The sequence below is a fragment of the Aquiflexum gelatinilyticum genome (assembly GCF_024813435.1).
GTDB classification, from domain to species: Bacteria; Bacteroidota; Bacteroidia; order Cytophagales; family Cyclobacteriaceae; genus Cognataquiflexum; species Cognataquiflexum gelatinilyticum.
On the sequence record NZ_JANAEZ010000003.1, the window covers coordinates 135,359 to 151,898 of the forward strand.

Genomic DNA, 16,540 nt, shown 5'->3' on the forward strand with positions numbered 1-16,540 from the left:
TTTTGCAATAAATATGGGCAATTGAGTTTCTCGACGCTGAAAATTGCCAAAAAAATAATAAAGTTTAGTGTTTATTAATTTTTTATCAGGATTTGCTGAATTTTAATGTTTCTAATCAGATAAAAAAAATAAAAAAACCCTGCCGTGATGCAGGGTTTGGATTATTTCAAAGTTTTTTTGTTTTCTTCGTTGACATGGGTGACTAACCTGTCGCAAAGGGTTTTGATTTCCTCGGAAATATATTCATCTCCTGTACTGTTTAGTATTGTTTGTCCCATTCCTCCCAAAATATCTATATAGAATCTTTTCATTTCTACTACAGACATATCCTCAGTCCAAAGGTCAATTCTTAAGGTACTTTGATTTAGGTTGTCCCAAACATTCAAGCTGATGCTTTTGGTGGTTTCAAATCCTTCTTCTTCCTTGTCAGAAGCATCCCATTGAATGGATTTTGGAAGGTTTTTATCGTCAAGATTTATAGAGAATTTTATTTCTGAATTTTTCATCGTGGTTTGATAATTTCAATGCAAAACTAGGAAAGGACTTTGCAAGTTCCTGAATACTCAATAATATTTTGTCTCTTCTATAATATGTTGAAAATGAAATTTTGTCTTTCAATCAAAAACCATTTCGGGGATTTCCCCCTCGACCAATAGTTTGCCATCAGTTTTACTGATAATTTCTTTCACAGTTACTCCAGGCGCTCTTTCTAGCAATTTGAACCCTCTCCCTGGAAGCACATCCAAAACCGCAAGATCAGTCACGATTTTTTTTACACATTTGATTCCTGTGATCGGAAGGCTACATTCTTTTAGTAATTTGGACTGTCCGTCTTTGCTGCAATGCTGCATGGCCACGATAATGTTTTCGGCAGAAGCTACCAAGTCCATCGCCCCACCCATTCCTTTGACCATTTTTCCGGGGATTTTCCAGTTGGCAATGTCTCCGTTTTCAGAAACTTCCATCGCCCCAAGGATAGTCAAATGGACGTGTCCACCACGGATCATGGCAAATGAATCTGCGGAATTAAACAAAGCAGAACCTTTTACCACCGTAATGGTTTGCTTGCCGGCGTTTATCAGGTCCGGATCTATTTTGTCTTCGGTAGGAAAAGGGCCGATTCCCAACAATCCGTTTTCAGACTGAAGTACCACTTCGAGATTATCAGGAATATAATTGGCAACCAAAGTTGGAATACCGATTCCAAGGTTGATGTATTGTCCATTTTTGACCTCTCGGGCTATTCTTTTAGCTATTTGGGTTTTGTCTAGCATGGGAGTTTTAATTTGTTGTAATGGTTGGAGTTGTTGTAATAGTTGTCTGCTTCGCGTTGCCAAGTTCTCAGGTTTTCATTGTCCGATCTTAAGTGGAAATTCTACTGCAACTCTTTTCTCTCGATTCTCGCTTCTCGTCTCTCGTCTCAAACTTCTACCCTTTACTCACCGTCCTTTGCTCGATTCTCTTTTCATAATCTTCACCTTGGAAGATCCTTTGGACATAAATACCCGGGGTGTGTATATGGTTTGGATCGAGTTGGCCGGCAGGAACCAATTCTTCTACTTCGGCGATTGTGATTTTGCCGGCTGTTGCCATCATGGGGTTAAAGTTTCTGGCAGTTCCTTTGAAAATCAGATTCCCGGCAGTATCTCCTTTCCATGCTTTGACAAATGCAAAATCTGCTATCAGGCCTTTTTCCATCAGGTACATTTTTCCATCAAATTCCCTGATTTCCTTTCCTTCTGCGACTTCTGTTCCGACTCCGGCAGGTGTAAAAAACGCAGGAATTCCTGCGCCGCCTGCCCGGATTCTTTCAGCAAGGGTTCCTTGAGGAATCAGGTCAACTTCTAATTCTCCACTCAACAGTTGCCTCTCAAATTCGGCATTTTCACCGACATAGCTTGAAATCATCTTTTTGACCATGCGCTTTTTGAGCATCAGTCCGATTCCAAAATCATCTACCCCGGCATTGTTTGAAATACAGGTGAGACCTGTCAGGTCTTTTTGTAGCAAAGCTTGGATACAGTTTTCGGGAATTCCACAGAGGCCAAAGCCTCCAAACATCAGCACCGAATCGGAGAAAACGTCCTTCACGGCTTCTGCAGCATTCGTAACGGTTTTTGTGATCATACAAAAATTTATTTTGGGTTTATACTTTGGTCAAAATCTGTCTTGCCAATTCCTTGTCTTTGGACAATTGCTCCTGGAGAGACTCCAAACCTGAAAATTTGATCTCAGGTCTCAGGTAAGATTTCAAATGGACACACACTCTTCTATCGTATAAATCTCCATTGAAATCAAACAAGTGCGCTTCAATCGTCTGGCTACTTCCGTTTATGGTAGGTCGGTTGCCGATGTTGAGCATGCCGTAGAAAGTTTCTCCTTCAATGTCAATACTCACCGCATAGGCTCCGTCACAAGGAATAAGTTTGTAATCATGGGGAATATGGATATTGGCTGTCGGAAATCCAATAGAACGGCCAAGTTGTTGACCTTTGATGATGATGCCATTGAGTTCATAAGGTCTGCCAAGAAATTCATTGGCGACATCCACTTCTCCCACTGCCAATGCCTGTCGGATTTTGGTACTTGAAACTCCCACATCATCTACGTCTTCACGGGAAATTTCCTCTAATTCAAAATGGTATCGACCGATGTTTTCCTTCAGGTACTCAAAACTCCCTTCCCTGTTTCTACCAAAACGATGGTCGTAGCCAATTACCAATTTACGTGTTTGGATCTTATCAATCAGGATGTTTTGGATAAATTCTTCCGAAGTCAATTCTGAAAAATCCTTGGTAAAAGGGATCGTCAACAAATGGTCAATACCAAATTCCCGCAGCAGTTTTGCCTTTTCTTCGAATGTTGTAAGTAGCCTGAGGTTATGCTCTTCCGGATAAAGAATCAGTCTGGGATGTGGCCAAAAAGTAATCATAACCGTTTCACCACCGATTTGGTCAGCGATGGCCCTTATTCTTTTGAGAATTTTTTGATGGCCTAGGTGGACTCCGTCAAAAGTCCCAATCGTCACTACCGGATTGGGAACTCGGCTGAAGTCTTCTATACCTTCATAGATTTTCATCCTGTCTGGCTTTTATTTTTTCGATGAGGTCAGTCAATTGAGATGCTTCATTCAAACTGAAATCACCAATTCTTGTTCTTCTCAAGGCGGACATATATGCCCCCACTCCCAAAATTTCCCCAAGATCTCTAGCGAGGCTACGGATATAGGTGCCTTTGGAGCACACTATTCTGAAATGGACTTCAGGGTTTTCAAATGATGTAATTTCAAATTCAGAAACTGTTACCGGCCTGGCTTCCATTTTCACTTCAATGCCTTTTCTCGCAGATTCATATACTCTTTTTCCGTCGACTTTGATGGCTGAGTGCATAGGGGGAATTTGGAGGATATCACCTGTCAATTGGGCTACGGCTAATTTGACTAGGTCAAAAGTAATGTCAGAGGGATCTGAGACATCAGTTACTTCTTTTTCCAGGTCAAAACTTTCTGTGGTTTTGCCCAAAATAAAGGTGCCTGTATACTCTTTTTCCTGCGCCATGTAGGAATCTATGGATTTGGTTTTCTTTCCGGCACAGACAATCAGCAATCCTGTCGCCAATGGATCCAAAGTACCGGCATGTCCTACCTTTTTTATTTTCAAAGCATTTCTGACTTTCTTGACCACATCAAAGGAAGTCCATTGATAAGGTTTGTCAATCAGAAAAACTTCACCGTAAGGTTCTTCCTGCATGTTACAAATATAAGCCTGAGAAGATGGCAATCAGGCCAACAATAGCACAATAAACTGAAAAATATACCAGTTTGCTTTTCCTGACCAAAGAAATCATCCAAGTACAGGCAAAAAAACCAGCAATAAAAGCCGCAACAAATCCGGCTGACAAATAGCCAAAACTAGCTTCATTGTAAGTCAATGCACCATCCATGATGTCCTTGGCAATTTTCCCAAAAATCAATGGAACTACCATCAGGAATGAAAATCTTGCTGCTTTATTTTTATCGATTCCCAAAAGTACCGAACTCGAAATCGTAGCCCCTGACCGAGAGATTCCCGGAAGCATGGCCACCATTTGGGCAAGGCCCACTAAAACTGCTTTTCCGAATGTTACATCATTCTCTGTGCTTTTTGCTTTGTCTGCCAAAAACAACAAGAAGGCAGTGACAAGGAGCATAAAACCCACAAAAACTACTTTTCCTCCAAAAAACTGCTCAAGTTGCTCTTCAAAGAACAAGCCGACAATCACCGCAGGAATCATCGAAATGATGATTTTGACGGTAAACTGGGTTTCCTCGTTCCATTTGAATTTCAATAACCCCTCCAAAAGGACTACAATGTCCTTTCTGAAAACCACCAATGTGGCCAAGGCTGTTGCAAAATGAAGGACCACGGTAAATAACAAACTTTCTTCGGGTAATTTGTCACTGCCGAGAATGACCGATCCCAATTCAAGATGGCCACTGGAGGATACAGGCAAGAATTCGGTCAGACCTTGGACGATTCCAAGAATGATCGCATCAATTATTTCCATAAATTATTTCTTATCAGAATGGGCAAAAATCGCATAAAATTGAAAAATGAACCCGGCCAAAGTGACTATCGGACCCAATGTCAGGCCAAGAAAACCAAAGCCATGTGGCTCAGAATCCAGACCCATGATGACAAAACCCAAAATGATGATCCCGATTCCTATCAGCATCAATCGGTAATTTTTCTTTGAAAAAGGAAAAGGTGATTGGTCCATATTAATAAAGTTCGTCTAAAGACATGTTTAAATATTTGTTTACCGCCTGCAAAGTACTTAAAACCGAAAGTAAAATACCTATTATGATCAAGCCCCCAAATAAGGCATAAAGCAAGTTGTAATCCTGTAACAACGCAAATCCGTCAATATTGGCCTTGGTATATTCGATGATCCCAAGCAAGATGGCAGAAGCCATAATTCCTGATAACACTCCAAATACAAAAGCCCTTCCCAAAAAAGGTTTTCGGATAAATCCTCTCGTAGCGCCAACCAATTGCATACTTCTGATCAAAAATCTCTGAGAAAATAGTGCCAACCTGATGGTATTGTTGATCAGCATCACAACAGTAAAAACCAAAATCATTATAAACCCTCCCATAACAAGGGCCACTTTGAAGAGGTTTTTGTTTATTGATTCCACCAGGTCTTCCATGTATGTCACTTCAAAAACCCCGTTCATTGCTTCGATTTCTTTGACTATCTCTTCAATTTGCTCAGCGGTTTGGTATTCTTCCGCAATGGCGATTGTATAGCTGTCCCTCAGTGGATTGTCATCCAAAAACTGTGTAAAATCTTCGCCTGTATCCTCAAGGAAAGATTTTGCCGCCTCATCCTGTGAGATAAATGTAATGGCAAGCGAATCACCTGATTGTAATACATAAGGCTTAGATTCAAAAGATTTGCCAATAGCCTTCAACTCAGATTCAGTGACATTTTTGTTCAAAAAAACCTGGATTTCGATATTCTCCCGGATGATTTTGGTCAAAGTCTTGGCCTGAATAATAATCACCCCAAAAAGTCCCAAAATAAACAAGGATAGGGTAGTGCTGAAAAGAACTGATGCAAATTTGAATTTTCCCAGTTTTGCTTTTTTCCTTGGATATGTACTCATCTTTTTTTTCTAATGGGTTCAAAATTAAACAGCTTGGCCAATTAAACCAACCTATTCCATGAAATTGACAGGAATTACTTTTTTGTCCGTCACGGCAAAGGCCTGATCGCTTTTTTCACATTTCATCCCATACAATCCGGTAAACCTCCCAAATGCTGGAAGAATCAATTGCCTTCCCGAAAGGAAAAAGCAGGGAAGCGTCAATCTCTGCCTACCGGTTCCATAGAGAGAAATCCCCGGATGGATATGTCCACAGAAATTGAACAATCCTTCAGGAACTTCATACATTGGTTCATGGGTAAGGATAAAATCTCCCAAAATCAGAGATTCGGGGTGGACTTTCCATATTTCCGAACGATAAAGTCTCTCAGGAAGTATGTCGTGGTTGCCTTTGATCAAATGAAACTGGCAACCCGGGAAATTTCCTGCAAATAATTCAAGATCATTCCAAGACTCATTCCAATCACTGTGAAAGAGGTCTCCTAAAAAGTAGATGTCGGTAGGCTCGTGTCTTTCAATCAGTTTTTGGATTTTGACAAAATCATGGATGTGTACTTTTTCGGTTACCGGGATTCCGGCCTTTCTGAAATGTGCAGCTTTGCCAAAATGTGGGTCAGCAATGAGCAATGATTCGAATTGGGGAAGGAAAACAGCTTTTTCGGGTAAAAGCTGCAAGTTATTTTGATTGAAATGGATGATTTGAATACCTTTTGGATTTAGTTCCATCTGTTGGATTTAGATCAGATAATGGAGGGACTCTAGAAGAAAATAATATCCCCTATTGAAATAGCACCGTAAAAGTATTATTATTCGATTGAGATTGAAAAATAACTTCATCATGACTCAGAAAAAAGCAATTTTGTCATTTATCGTTTTATTGATGGTCGGATTTGGGATCAATGTCCAAGCCCAATCTGCCGATGCCATTGTAGGCAAATGGTACAATACCGAAAAAGACGCCCAAGTAGAGATCTTCAAAGAAGGAAGCAAATATTCAGGCAAAATAGTTTGGCTAAAAGACCCAACCGAGAACGGCAAACCCAAAACAGACAAAAACAACACCGACCAGGCCAAGCGGACAAGGCCAATCATGGGGATGAAGCTGCTAAGTAATTTCGAACACACAGGTGATACTTGGGAAAATGGGACCATTTATGATCCGAAAAACGGTAAAACTTATTCCTGCATCATCAAAAAGAAAAATGACAAGACGCTTGAGGTTCGTGGTTTTGTAGGCTTTTCAATGATCGGAAGGACAGTGGAGTGGACCAAGGCGGAATAGCGGTGAATTATTCCTGATAGGTATATTTTGAGCCAATTAAAGTTTCGCCTTACTTAACCACTAACCGTCAATACATTCAATCCTTTACACATACATGAAACAGGTTGTTTTCATATTTATCGCGCTCTTTTTCTGTTTTACAAAAAACGGGCAAGCCCAAGAGCTAAGAGACGGCTATGTCGTTCTCGCCAAAAGAGATACAATCAATTGTAAAATTGTTTTTGGTGGGCCAAAAGGAACTGACAAAACCCAAATCTCGATAGTGACGAAGGAAGGGGAGGAGAAGATTTTTAAAACAAAAGACAAAAAGGTTTTTGCTTATGGTTTCAATCAGGTCGGTGTGCCGTTTGATTATTTGTTTGTAGATAGGGGAATAAAAGTCGAAACAGGATTTTACAAGTTGGTGGAAAAAGGAGACCCCTACAAGTTATACATCCAAAATATCAATTCGACCACCAAAGGCGTGACTGTCACGACTTCATATTATATATTGTTTGATGAAAATGGGGATTCAATAGATTTTTTTGTCAGCGGAGTCAGTGGTTGGAAAAAGAAGTTGGAAGTTTTTTTTGAAAATGATCCTGAAGCATTGGAGAAGTTGGAGGATGTTTCCCGGCAGGATATTGTCAAATTCATAGAAAGCCTGAATGACAATTGAATTATTGAAAATCAAGTTCAAATTCATAGAAATCTGTCAGGGAAAGATCAGATAAGTTTTTCCAAGTTTCTTAATCCCAAATCCCCACCGGCACTATCTCCAATACATTTCCAAATGGATCGTCGAAATAAAAACTTTTAAGGCCGTGGTTCCAATCCTGTTCGTGAGTGAGGGTGATTCCTTTTTCGAGTAGATTAGATTTGGCCTTCAGGTAATCTCTTTTACTTACCTCAAAAGCTAAATGCTGCTTTCCGTAAGCATAATGTGGAGGCAATGTCTTTTCAAATTTTGTTACCTCAGGCAGGAAACACAGCAACACAGAACTGCCGCAACGGAAAAAAATATGTCTGTCTGCCACTTTGGATATGATGGGCATTTCAAGGATTTGGCCGTAAAAATTTTCTGCCAGATCCAAGTCTGTGACGTACAGGCAGGTTTCCTTGATTTGGGTATATTTCATTACAGAAGCTACAAAAAAACAAATGCCGCAGAAAGATAAATGTGGAGGAGTGAACTATACTTTTTTAACCTTTCGGTTTTTTGGAATAAATGGTAAATGAAATTATCTAATTGGATTTGGACTACGCTGTTTTTTGATTTCAATATGCTATCTTGTTAGTTTAATCCAATCCTATGAAATACCTGCATCCCATTAATTACTTTCTTTTGTTTTTGCTCCTATTTTGGTCATGTTCAGCTCCAGAAAAGAAGGAAGCTAAAACTGAACTCGAGTTTGTGGTCACTGAAAAATTCAAAACTTTTCCATTGCCACCGGATATCGGGCATTTGGATTTGTATTTTCAGTCCATTGAGGACAAGTATTTTTTTCTATTCGATTACAAAACCAAGCAACTTTTGACCTATTCCATCCCTGAAAACCGCCTGCTCAAAACCATCAAGTTTGAAGAAGAGGGTCCTGCCGGTGTCGGGAACAATATTGCAGGTCTTTTTATCGAAAGCCCCGATGTGATTTACCTGACTGCGGGGATCAATACACTTTTCAAATTTGACGGTGACGGAAACTTGCTCCAAAAAACACCGATCAATGTAGAGGGATTGGAAGAAAATGGAATCAGTTTATTCTCTAATATCTTCACCTTGGCGAAGGACGGCTTTTACTTTCCTGCCTTTCCAATGGTATTTGCATGGACATCGGTGACTCCTAAGGAATTGACTGAAATCCCTAACCTCATTAGGTATGATACCCTTAGTAAAACATTTACACCGGTAAGTTACTTTCCTGAGGAATTTGTGGGAGATAATCTCAACAAGTCAATCTTTCCTTTGCTGTCTTTGGGGCCTGACGACATGCCTGTGATCAACATGAATTTCAGGAATATTTACCGGTTAAAAGAGGGAGAAATTGTTCCATCGTTTGCAGGACATTCTGCTTTCCCTAACGATCCGCCGATATCCAAATCTCCCAATATGTTTGAGGACATGCCCGAGATTATGAAAATCATAAACCATGTGGATATCTATACTGACCTTTTTTATTTCAAAAATCTGGAGCTGATGGTAAGGGTCGCAAAATTTGAGGATGTCCCTGAAAACGTGTTTGAAACAGGTTCTTTTTTGGCTTCAAAGTGGGGATTGGTTTTTTTGGATAAGGAATTCAACAAAGTCGGGGAGATGGAATTGGAACCGAATAGGTATAATGGGCAATACATTTTTGAAGACGAGGAGGGGATTTGGATTTGTACAGACCATCCGGACAATCCTGCACTTTCTGAAGATTTTATAAGGTTTCAATTGATAGAGATAAAAAAATAAGGGACCTGTTTTTGCAGAATCCCTTTTCATTCAAAATCTATAAGTGCAATTACCCATTATTCTCTAGGTAAAATCCCTTCAAAATATACTGCAACTGCCCATATTCGATTAGAAAAGCATCGTGGCCGTAGGGAGATTGGATTTCTCTGTACGTCCCTTTGGGAACATGCCGTGATATGAATTGGGATTCTTCTTTGAGGAACAATAAATCCCGGTCTACGCCGATTGCCAACACTTTGGAAGGAATTTGTTGGAGTACTTTTTCCGTTCCTCCGCGTCCGCGTCCTAAGTCATGACTGTCCATAGCTTTGCTCAGCACCCAATAGGAAAATGCGTTGAACCTATTCCCGAGTTTTTGGCCCTGATACCTGAGGTAGGAGGAAATGCGGAAGTTGTCAAGTTTTTCTTCAGTATCGCTTTGCTTAAGGGCAAAATCCTCAGGATGTCTGTAAGAAAGCATCGCAATGGCCCTTGCGGCTTCCATCCCTTTTTTGCCTGCATCTGCATGGTTTTCTCCCCAGGTACAATCGGACTCGATCGCCATTCTTTGGGTTTCATTGAAGCCTATGGTCCAGGGGGAAGTCTTCGCATTGGATGCAAGGATGATGGTGTTTTTGACCTGATGTTGAAGAAGGTAAGCCCACTCGATAGCTACCTGTCCACCTAGCGAACCTCCAATGACCGTATTGATGGTATTGATTCCAAGATATTCTCTGAGATGGTCAAGCGATCTCGCCATATCTCTTGTGCTGAGGTTAGGGAAATCATAGTAGTAAGGTTTGCCTGTCAGGGGATTTTCTGAGAGGGGACTGCTCGAACCGTAGCAAGAACCCAGTAAGTTGGCGCAAACGATAAAATACTTGCTTGGGTCATAAAACTTATCTTCTCCGACCATCCCGTTCCACCATTCTTGGACTTTGGCATCTCCGGTGAGCGCATGGATGACCCAGATGACATTGTCTTTTGCTGTGGTCAGACGTCCTTGGGTGGTATAAGCCAGTTGGAATCCGGGAAGAGACTCTCCGGACTCCAGGTCAAATACGTCCTCATGCGTGTACGTTTCTTGCGCCATATCAATAATCAGGTAGTTGCTTGCTACATTCATTACTTTACTATTGGAATTCTTCTCAGGCTACTTGGCCTGATATTTTTAACTGTTGAAAGCTTGTTCTAAATCGGCTTTGATATCTTCAATATGCTCAATACCCAACGAAATCCTCAAAAGGGTAGGAGTGACACCCGCAGCGGCTTGTTCTGATTCACTCAGCTGCTGATGGGTGGTCGCGGCAGGTTGGATGATCAATGTTTTGGCATCACCGACATTGGCAAGGTGGGAGATCAACTTGAGGTTGTTGATAAAGTTGGAGGTGCTTTCTTTATCTCCTTTCAATTCAAAACTCAAAACCCCACCGAAGCCATTTCTCAGGTATTTCTTGGCAAGTTCATGGTAAGGAGAAGATTTCAAACCCGGATAATTCACCTTTTGCACTTTAGGATGGGCCTCTAGCCATTGTGCAATGGCGAGTGCATTGTCTACTGTTCTTTGGACCCTAAGGGATAAAGTTTCCAATCCTTGAATTAATAAAAAAGAGTTGAAAGGGCTCAAGGCCGGTCCAAAATCTCTCAACCCTTCAGTCCTTGCACGGATGATAAAGGCCATATTTGGAAGACCCAATGGGTTATTTTCTCCGAATACTTCCCAAAATTTCATCCCGTGATAACCTTCAGATGGTTCTGTGAATTGAGGATATTTTCCGTTGCCCCAATTGTAATTTCCCCCGTCGACAATAACTCCTCCGATGGAAGTACCATGTCCGCCGATCCATTTGGTGGCAGAGGCAGTGACGATATTGGCGCCATGCTTCAGAGGCTGAAACAAGTAGCCGCCGGCACCAAAGGTATTGTCCACAATGACAGGCAGGTCATGTTTTTTTGCCATGGCGGCAATAGCTTCAAAATCAGGAATGTTAAATTCAGGATTACCGATAGTCTCCAGATAGATGGCTTTGGTCTTCTCATCAATCAGCTTTTCAAATTCCTTCGGGTCATTGCCTTTGGCAAATCGTGCTTCAATGCCGATTCTTTTGAATGCTACCTTAAATTGATTGTAGGTACCTCCGTAAAGGAAAGAAGTTGAAACAAAGTTTTCTCCGGTCTGTAAGATGTTGTTCAAGGCTAAAAACTGTGCGGCCTGTCCGGATGCAGTAGCCAAGGCTGCCACCCCACCTTCCAAAGCAGCAATTCGTTGTTCGAAAACATCTGTAGTAGGATTCATGATCCTTGTATAAATGTTCCCGAATTCTTTTAAGGCAAAAAGGTTAGCCCCGTGTTCTGCGGAATTGAACACATAAGATGTAGTCTGGTAAATGGGTACAGCACGGGAATTGGTGGTAGGATCTGGAACCTGTCCTGCGTGCAATTGCAAAGTTTCGAAACGATAATTTGACATGGTATCTCTGGTTTATGGTGTTATTAAAAATTTTAGATTTTGAAAGGATTAAATTTAAACCTTTTGGTTTGGTAAAAGAAAAAAATTAGTTCCGAATACGGAAAGGTGCGCAAAATTTCACCCAAAACTGATGGCGTGTATCTTAAAACGAAGGGATGTTTGAAAAGAAATTGATCCATAATGTTAAGAATTTATATTTCCAGGAAATAAATTTTACCTGGCAGGATTTGGCACCTTGGATTTTCCTGGTTGCCAGAGGGTCACAGAGCCTGTCTCTTACCTCTTCTTTATAAATCCCCACACAAAAAGTGAAAGGACAGTACAAATTAATACGCCTCTGATGTCAATTGCAAAATATCTTGAAGATTATTTTGCAATTAGTTTTTTTGGAAAAACTTCAAGCATTTTCATTTGCCCTAATTAAAATGGAATTAATTACCGTTTCTCAAATTTTTTTTGATTCGGGATAGGGGTAATTCTTGGTTGGCTTGTCATAGATAAAAGGAAAGAATCTGAAAGCAGATTTTATCTAATAACAATGAAGCTGAATTGGGAAATAAACTAAATCAAACCAACAAATAAATTTAATTATCATGAACACCATTAATTTAAAATCCAGATTATTAGTAATCGTTTCGGGGTTTTTGGCCCTTATGAGTCTCAATTCCTGTTTGGATAATGAGCTTTCTATAGTTTCAGAAATCAACCAAGACTTCAGCAACATAACTTCTGTTGAGGTAGATGGGGCTTTTTTGGAAGTAGAATACCTAGGAGAAACCGGAAAGCAAGATGTTTCTTTAGACGCTTTGCTCAAGTCCAATTCAAACAAGAGATATGAAATAGTATTTGATGTCGTGGATGGAACCAAGCTTAAAATCGAAGTAAAATCAGGCAGCGGCATATCCGGAAATCTTAGAGCGGAAGGTTATATCCGGCTGACCGGTCCAAAGGCAATGGTCCTTGATCTTGAAACCGGTTCAGGAAAAGTAAGTGCAAAAGATGTGGTCAGTACTGAAACCAAACTCCTTGTAGGCTCCGGTGAAATATATGCCAAGAATATCAGCTCGACACTTGTTACTATCAACTCCTCCTCAGGCAATGCCTATGGTGAGGATATCGCAGGTAAAGTTGAGGCTTTGGTATCTTCAGGAAACCTTGAATTGCTCAGGATAGATGGGGATGTGGAAGCTGAAGGCTCAAGCGGCCAAATCAAACTTTCAGAAATCAATGGAATAGCAAATGTTGCAATCAGCTCGGGAAAAATTCAACTGTCAAAAGTAAAGGCTTTAGGGAAAGCTACCTTGTCATCCGGTCAGTTGTTTGCTACTAGTACAGGATTGAGTGCGGAAACTTCTCTAAAAGCCTCTTCTGGAAATATCTATATTCAGACAATGAGCGATCTGAACAGCTTCAATTTCAACATCAGTTCAGGTTCTGGTTCTGTCAGGGTTGGTGATAGCCAATCATCGGGAAACCTTGTGATCAACAACGGTTCGGCCCTTACCATCAGAGGAGAAGTGAACTCCGGGAAAATTGAAATCGTGAATTAAAATATTTTCTCGGTTTTGACAGCTGTACCTGCTGCGGTCACCATCAGCATTCCATCGCGGATCGTTTCATAATCCAGGTCAATACCAACAATTGCGGTTGCGCCAAAAGCCCTTGCCTGCATTTCCATTTCGGACATGGCAGTGGCTTTTGCCTCCCGCAAAACCTGCTCATAGGCACCTGAACGGCCACCCACAATATCTGTTATACTTGCAAAAAAATCTTTGAAAACATTGGCACCTATAATGGTTTCGCCTGAAACAATGCCGAGGTAAGCAGTAATTTTATATCCCTCTAGACTTGGTGTAGTACTTACTATCATTTTTTTATGGTTTATGATTCAACATTCTTACGGATACCAAGACAATTGGATATCTCTATTTTCAGCAAGTTAACAAAAAAATAAACCGCAGCTTTTCGGGCTGCGGTTTGATTTTGGATCAAATCAATTTTCTTTTAGTCCTGGTGATCGCTGTAAAAACTCCTGATACAGCTTGATATGCCTGTTACTCATCGGTACCCTGTAACCGTCTATGAATACATGCCTGATTTGAGTTTTGGTTTCAAAAGGATCTCCCGTGGAAACAAACAGCGTGGCATCTTTTCCCTGTTCAATGGAACCCATTCGATCTGCAACGCCGAATACCTCGGCGGCATTGATCGTAACAGCTTTTAAAGCCTCTTCTTTGCCCATTCCATAAGCAGCCGCAAAACCTGCATTAAAAGGTAGGTTTCTTGTGTTTTCGGCATCATTGGACCGGATGACCACTTTCACACCTGCTTTGGCCATTTTGCCTGGATTGGTATAGGCTGCATCAAAACGGTCAGAATTCCTCGTCGGGATAGAAAGCATTGGACCTGTGATCACTGGGATTTTGGAGGCAGCGATTTTGTCGGCAACTCTCCAACCTTCAGCAACACCGGTCAATATGGCCTTTACGTTTTTAGACTGGATCCACTCTATTGCTAAAGTGATGTCAGAGGCAGCATTTACTTCGACAAGTAAAGGCAATTCTCCTGCAATAACTTTTGCCAATTGCTCCATTTCAGGATAGTAATCCAAAGTGGCATTGGCCTGCTTCAGCTGATGAAAAGTGACAGCCCTTTCCCAAATTTCATTGAGCGTTTTTTCAGCTTTTTCAGCATCTTTTTTGATGTCTTCATCACTCCTTCTATCCCAAGTACTGCGACGTGCAGAGGAAGGAAAATTCATGACAACACCTTTGAAGCCTGCATACATTTGATCAGCAGTATAGCCATTGAGGTTTATAAGGGCTGCCGTTCCCGGGAATATTCCTCCTGAAGGGACGGCCAATGTGGTGGTGACACCGCTTACCCTTGTCACCGGAATGGCTACAGAGTTTGGGTTTACTGCTACAATAGCCTGCATATTGGGTGTAACTTGACCAATTTCGGCATAATCCTGTGTTTCAGGCACAGAATTAACCTCAACCAATCCAAGCCTGCTTCCCCCGTCAAACATTCCAGGATAGATATAATGTCCTGTGCAGTCTATGACTTCCGCATCTCCCGCCGGGATGTTTTTTCCGACGGCTTCTATTTTCCCATTGGCAATAAGGACACTTCCATTTTCAATATTCCCTTTCGTTACAGTGACAATGGTTGCGTTTTGCAGCAAAAATCTGCCGTTTCTAGGCTTGATAAACTCTCCGTCAAATTGGGCTTGTGCCAAAAATGGGAGAACCAATAAAGCGACTGTAAATATGATTTGATTTATCTTCTTCATCTTCAGTATGTTTTGATCTTCCATTTAGATTTTAGTGTTCGTGGTCAAATAAGCTTCTACCAAAATTGGTAAAGAAGAAATCTACCCCATGCATACACTTATGATCATGTTCTTTAAGGAATATGGGTTCAATGGATTCTGTAGCAGATACTCTCAATCTCATGTCATTGGGATCCTCATTTATGTCAAAATATTTGACACCATCCACAAAAGTCATCTGAGGGATAGCATAAACTGAAAGTGGATGATCGTTGAAAATGACCAAATCAGCCTGTTTGCCTTCTTCGATGGAACCTACCTTGTCCGCAATTCCAAGTTGTTTGGCAGGATTGATGGTGATCAGGGCCAATGTTTGCTCGTGTGTCAATTCGCCATACCGTTGTGCTTTTCCTGCCTCATGGTACAGGTGACGGATCAATTCACCGGAATCTGAATTGATAGAAGTGATGACACCGTTTTGGGTCAATATAGCGGCATTGTATGCCGTGGAATAATACACCTCAAACTTGTACGCCCACCAATCAGCAAAAACAGAAGCTCCCATTGTATAAGCTGCCAATTCTGGAGCTACCTTAAAGCCTTCATTGACGTGGGAGAAAACGATATTGGTAATACCAAACTCCCTACAGACATTGATCAGCATATAGATTTCATCCGCTCTGTAGGAGTGGCAGTGGATGATGATTTTGCCATCAAGGATCTCCGAAAGTGTTTGAAGCCTTTCACTGAATTTTGGAGGCACAGGGGTTGCTCCTTTTACTTTGAGTGCATTGTTGTAGTCTTCCCATGACTTTTTGTATTGTATCGCTTCGTTGAAGCCGTTTCTGATCACCGCTTCCACACCCATTCTTGATCTGGGCTGGATCCCGTTGCCTCTTCCGTGTACCCTTGTAGGGTTTTCCCCGAGTGCAAATTTAATTGTCCTTGCAGCATCTTTCATGATAAGGTCATCGGGATTGCCAGAACCATACCTGTGTTTGAGGGTAATGTTTTGTCCTCCGATGGCATTGGCAGAACCATGCATGGCGTGTGAAACCGTCACCCCGCCGGCGAGTGCACGGTACAAACCGATATCATATGGATCAATCACATCTGCCATCCTTACCTCTGAGGTAATGGGAGCCGTACCTTCATTTACCGCATCTAAAGCCACATGGGAATGGGCATCAATGATTCCCGGCATCAAATATTTTCCTTTTGCATCAATGGTGGTAATATTTGAGGCGGTAAGTCCCTTGCCGATTTTTTTGATTATGCCATTTTCTACTAGTACATCTGTGTCCTCTAAAGTCCCCTTAGTGACAGTAAGAACAGTGGCGTTTTTGATCAAAACAGATCCTTTTTGGGTCTGGGAATTAGCCGGATTCCAACCCATCACCATTGCAGCCGCTATGATATAAATTATCTTTTTCATGATTTCTGGTGATTAGCTT

At 41.2% G+C, this 16,540-nt stretch carries 19 protein-coding genes and 1 riboswitch; of the genes, 4 read left to right on the forward strand and 15 right to left on the reverse strand.

The features are described 5' to 3' along the window. Positions 1-161 precede the first annotated feature (161 nt). The 9 genes from gldC to pdeM all read right to left on the reverse strand — a co-directional run bounded on the left by gldC (position 162) and on the right by pdeM (position 6,376). Positions 162-506 carry a gliding motility protein GldC gene (gldC, locus tag NK987_RS08485; protein WP_258422587.1) on the reverse strand — a complete coding sequence of 115 codons (345 nt, stop codon included), beginning with the start codon at positions 504-506 and terminating at the stop codon, positions 162-164. A gap of 108 nt (positions 507-614) precedes the next feature. Next, positions 615-1,274, reverse strand: a complete 660-nt coding sequence (locus NK987_RS08490; protein WP_259263498.1) for a 3-oxoacid CoA-transferase subunit B — start codon at positions 1,272-1,274, stop codon at positions 615-617. Positions 1,275-1,428: 154 nt separating this feature from the next. Continuing rightward, positions 1,429-2,127, reverse strand: a complete 699-nt coding sequence (locus NK987_RS08495) for a CoA transferase subunit A (protein ID WP_259263499.1) — start codon at positions 2,125-2,127, stop codon at positions 1,429-1,431. 19 nt (positions 2,128-2,146) lie between these two features. Then, positions 2,147-3,079 (reverse strand): bifunctional riboflavin kinase/FAD synthetase, encoded by a 933-nt coding sequence (locus NK987_RS08500; RefSeq protein WP_259263500.1) that lies wholly within the window; start codon positions 3,077-3,079, stop codon positions 2,147-2,149. Next, on the reverse strand, positions 3,066-3,749 hold the full coding sequence (gene truB, locus NK987_RS08505) for a tRNA pseudouridine(55) synthase TruB (protein ID WP_259263501.1): 684 nt from the start codon (positions 3,747-3,749) through the stop codon (positions 3,066-3,068). Before truB ends, NK987_RS08500 begins: the two co-directional genes overlap by 14 nt. 1 nt (position 3,750) lies before the next feature. Beyond that, complete coding sequence (locus NK987_RS08510) at positions 3,751-4,545, reverse strand: undecaprenyl-diphosphate phosphatase (RefSeq protein WP_259263502.1); 795 nt, start codon at positions 4,543-4,545, stop codon at positions 3,751-3,753. A gap of 3 nt (positions 4,546-4,548) precedes the next feature. Then, positions 4,549-4,758, reverse strand: a complete 210-nt coding sequence (locus tag NK987_RS08515; protein ID WP_259263503.1) for a DUF3098 domain-containing protein — start codon at positions 4,756-4,758, stop codon at positions 4,549-4,551. A gap of 1 nt (position 4,759) precedes the next feature. After that, positions 4,760-5,650, reverse strand: coding sequence for a cell division protein FtsX (locus NK987_RS08520; RefSeq protein WP_259263504.1), 891 nt, complete (start codon positions 5,648-5,650; stop codon positions 4,760-4,762). A gap of 51 nt (positions 5,651-5,701) precedes the next feature. Beyond that, positions 5,702-6,376 carry a ligase-associated DNA damage response endonuclease PdeM gene (gene pdeM / locus NK987_RS08525; protein WP_259263505.1) on the reverse strand — a complete coding sequence of 225 codons (675 nt, stop codon included), beginning with the start codon at positions 6,374-6,376 and terminating at the stop codon, positions 5,702-5,704. A 112-nt stretch (positions 6,377-6,488) separates the two neighbouring features. Between pdeM and NK987_RS08530 the strand changes: the two genes are divergently transcribed. Together NK987_RS08530 and NK987_RS08535 are read left to right on the forward strand one after the other, a co-directional pair. Continuing rightward, the gene (locus tag NK987_RS08530; protein ID WP_258422596.1) at positions 6,489-6,932 is read left to right on the forward strand and encodes a DUF2147 domain-containing protein; all 444 of its coding nucleotides are present in this window, start codon (positions 6,489-6,491) and stop codon (positions 6,930-6,932) included. 94 nt (positions 6,933-7,026) lie between these two features. Beyond that, positions 7,027-7,590, forward strand: a complete 564-nt coding sequence (locus tag NK987_RS08535; protein ID WP_259263506.1) for a hypothetical protein — start codon at positions 7,027-7,029, stop codon at positions 7,588-7,590. A 70-nt stretch (positions 7,591-7,660) separates the two neighbouring features. Here NK987_RS08535 and NK987_RS08540 read toward each other — a convergent pair whose 3' ends face one another. Beyond that, positions 7,661-8,050 carry a VOC family protein gene (locus NK987_RS08540; protein ID WP_259263507.1) on the reverse strand — a complete coding sequence of 130 codons (390 nt, stop codon included), beginning with the start codon at positions 8,048-8,050 and terminating at the stop codon, positions 7,661-7,663. 173 nt (positions 8,051-8,223) lie between these two features. Between NK987_RS08540 and NK987_RS08545 the strand changes: the two genes are divergently transcribed. After that, on the forward strand, positions 8,224-9,363 hold the full coding sequence (locus tag NK987_RS08545) for a DUF4221 domain-containing protein (RefSeq protein ID WP_259263508.1): 1,140 nt from the start codon (positions 8,224-8,226) through the stop codon (positions 9,361-9,363). A 49-nt stretch (positions 9,364-9,412) separates the two neighbouring features. Here NK987_RS08545 and NK987_RS08550 read toward each other — a convergent pair whose 3' ends face one another. Then, a complete protein-coding gene (locus tag NK987_RS08550) occupies positions 9,413-10,468 on the reverse strand; it encodes a homoserine O-acetyltransferase family protein (RefSeq protein WP_258422600.1) in 1,056 nt (351 codons plus the stop codon). A 45-nt stretch (positions 10,469-10,513) separates the two neighbouring features. Further along, a complete protein-coding gene (locus NK987_RS08555) occupies positions 10,514-11,812 on the reverse strand; it encodes an O-acetylhomoserine aminocarboxypropyltransferase/cysteine synthase family protein (protein ID WP_258422601.1) in 1,299 nt (432 codons plus the stop codon). Between the two features lie 188 nt (positions 11,813-12,000). Beyond that, a riboswitch (SAM riboswitch) is annotated at positions 12,001-12,108 on the reverse strand. Positions 12,109-12,405: 297 nt separating this feature from the next. Here NK987_RS08555 and NK987_RS08560 point away from each other — a divergent pair. Further along, positions 12,406-13,362 carry a DUF4097 domain-containing protein gene (locus NK987_RS08560; RefSeq protein WP_259263509.1) on the forward strand — a complete coding sequence of 319 codons (957 nt, stop codon included), beginning with the start codon at positions 12,406-12,408 and terminating at the stop codon, positions 13,360-13,362. Here the strand turns inward: NK987_RS08560 and NK987_RS08565 are convergent. The 3 genes from NK987_RS08565 to NK987_RS08575 form a co-directional block, all read right to left on the reverse strand. Further along, positions 13,359-13,682 (reverse strand): YbjQ family protein, encoded by a 324-nt coding sequence (locus tag NK987_RS08565; protein ID WP_259263510.1) that lies wholly within the window; start codon positions 13,680-13,682, stop codon positions 13,359-13,361. The genes NK987_RS08560 and NK987_RS08565 overlap by 4 nt on opposite strands. A gap of 123 nt (positions 13,683-13,805) precedes the next feature. Continuing rightward, positions 13,806-15,107, reverse strand: coding sequence for an amidohydrolase family protein (locus tag NK987_RS08570; RefSeq protein WP_259263511.1), 1,302 nt, complete (start codon positions 15,105-15,107; stop codon positions 13,806-13,808). A gap of 31 nt (positions 15,108-15,138) precedes the next feature. Continuing rightward, the gene (locus tag NK987_RS08575) at positions 15,139-16,521 is read right to left on the reverse strand and encodes an amidohydrolase family protein (protein ID WP_259263512.1); all 1,383 of its coding nucleotides are present in this window, start codon (positions 16,519-16,521) and stop codon (positions 15,139-15,141) included. Between the last annotated feature and the right edge of the window lie 19 nt (positions 16,522-16,540).